Here is a 2,206-nt window from a genome sequence, read left to right on the forward strand (position 1 = left end):
ACTTGTCCTGATAATAGGTGATCACGGTTGGGCAAGGCGCGCCTTGTTCCATTTCCTGTGTCTTCGCGTTGAACGCTTTACAGAATTCCATGATGTTGATGCCGCGCTGACCCAGAGCAGGGCCTACGGGCGGGGATGGGTTGGCTTGACCTGCAGGGATCTGCAGCTTCATTGTACCAGCCAGCTTCTTCGCCATCTGATCTTTCCTTTTCAACGTGGGTGAAACGCGTTCCACCCGGTTCTATGTTGCGTGGTCCGAGATCGGGATCGCGATCCCTCCTTCTCCCACGAGATAAGACACCCCAAGCGGGACTCGGGGCGATGGGCGGCGTTTAAAGGGGCATCGGGGGTTTGGCAAGGGGTCTTGGTGGGTTACCAAGGCCCGTGGAAATCACCCTCTTTGTCGGTGCGTCTGAACCCATGCGCGCCAAAGAAATCGCGCTGACCTTGGACCATATCTGCTGTGCCGCGCGCCTGACGGATTTCGTCATACCAGGACACAGCCGAAGAAAGCGCAGGCACCGGCAGCCCTTGCGCAATCGCTTGCGCCACAACGCGGCGCAGGGCTGGCATGTGGTCTGACAAAAGCGCGACAAAGGCCGGATCAAGGATCAAGCGGCCTTCGGGCAGATCGCCGCGAAAGGCCTTTGAGATATCATCCAAAAGAGCCGAGCGGATAATGCACCCAGCACGCCAGATTTCGGCGATACGGGCATAGTCCAGATCCCAGTTAAATTCCTCGGACGCGGCTTTCAGAATACGGAAACCCTGCGCATAGGCCAATATGCGCCCGACCATCAGAGCCGACTCCAGATCGCCTTCGTCAAAAGCCGCCCCCTTAGGATCAGGCCCCGAGAGGATATCGGCAGCAACACCGCGAACAACACGTTCAGACGACAGAACGCGCGCGCCAACAGCGGCTTCGATCACAGAGGCCGATTGCCCCATGCGGATCGCCTCGATCACGGTCCAGCGTCCGGTGCCCTTTTGGCCCGCCTGATCCACAATCAGGTCAATCATTGGCATACCTGTGTCGGGGTCCACGCCATCCAGCACCTTACCCGTGATCTCGATCAGATAGCTTTGCAGCGCCCCTTCGTTCCAGCGATGGAACAGCGGCGCAATATCCGCAGGTTTGCGCCCCTCGCCATCCCGCAGCAGGCCATAGACCTCGGCAATCATCTGCATGTCGGCATATTCAATGCCGTTGTGCACAGTCTTGACGAAATGCCCTGCGCCGTCTGGCCCAAGGTGCGCCACGCAAGGGTCGCCCTCAAATTTCGCGGCAATCGCCTCAAGCACCGGGCGCAGCGGCTCCCAGGATGCTTTCGAGCCGCCAACCATCATAGACGGCCCGTGCCGCGCGCCCTCTTCACCGCCGCTAACGCCAACGCCAAGGTACTGAAACCCCGCCGCTTCGACGCGTTCGGTGCGGCGGATCGTGTCGCGGAAATCGCTGTTGCCGCCGTCAATGATCGTGTCACCGGGCGCCAGATGCGGCAGCAGAGCGTCAATGGATGCCTCGACCGGGCCACCGGCCGGGACCAGCAACACAATCGCACGCGGTGTCGGCATCGCCGCCACCAGCGCCTTTACACTTTCGGTTTTGGTCAGTCGCGGCGCAAGATCGCCAGCCTCGGCAATCAGGCTGTCTATGGTAGAAGGGTCCAGATTATAGAGCGCGATATTGTGGCCGTTCTCTGCGATGTTCAGCGCCAGCGCACTGCCCATCGTTCCCACGCCAATCAAACCCATAGACGCTGTTGTCATCCTGACCCCCAATTTATGCTACTGCGATCTACCTCGCCCAGAACAAGGTCGAACCGCAAGTGGTCATTTTCAAGCCCTAGACCGTGATGCGATGCGCATAAAGGCGATCATAATGCGGTTTCATCCGCCGATAGACCCGCTGAACACGGTCCGGCGCATCTTTGACCTCGACATATTTGCGCACCTGTGGCGTGAGGCCCGTGGATTTGGCCAAGTTGTGATGGAAAGATCCCCCGTCCCACCAGCTGTGTGCAGACGGATCGCCCCCGGGTTCCCATGACAGCGCCTCAGGCAGAAACGGAATGCCCACCGACTGACAAAAGGCCTCGACCATCGCTTCGGGGTTTTCCAGCAGATCGTCGCTGTCAATCACCGGAGGCGGTGTGCCGTTTAACGCCCACAACAGATCAAACAAAGCACGCTGCTCGGGGAAGCC

Annotated in this window: 1 protein-coding gene and 2 pseudogenes; all 3 read right to left on the minus strand. The window is 59.5% G+C overall.

Features of this window, described 5'->3' with window-relative positions; translation table 11 throughout:
* Window positions 1-196, minus strand: a pseudogene (gene rplK / locus ACEQWH_RS07190) (50S ribosomal protein L11); the annotation flags it as partial.
* A 176-nt stretch (window positions 197-372) separates the two neighbouring features.
* On the minus strand, window positions 373-1,770 hold the full coding sequence (gene gndA, locus ACEQWH_RS07195; RefSeq protein ID WP_370229241.1) for an NADP-dependent phosphogluconate dehydrogenase: 1,398 nt from the start codon (window positions 1,768-1,770) through the stop codon (window positions 373-375).
* A 76-nt stretch (window positions 1,771-1,846) separates the two neighbouring features.
* A pseudogene (locus tag ACEQWH_RS07200) lies at window positions 1,847-2,206 on the minus strand (sulfotransferase family protein); the annotation flags it as partial.

The sequence above is a fragment of the Cognatishimia sp. genome, from assembly GCF_964229375.1.
GTDB lineage: Bacteria > Pseudomonadota > Alphaproteobacteria > Rhodobacterales > Rhodobacteraceae > Cognatishimia.

Coding starts and splice junctions, on each gene's coding strand:
- gndA (WP_370229241.1), bottom strand. CDS start 1,770: ATGACAACAGCGTCTATGGGTTTGATTGGCGTGGGAACGATGGGCAGT.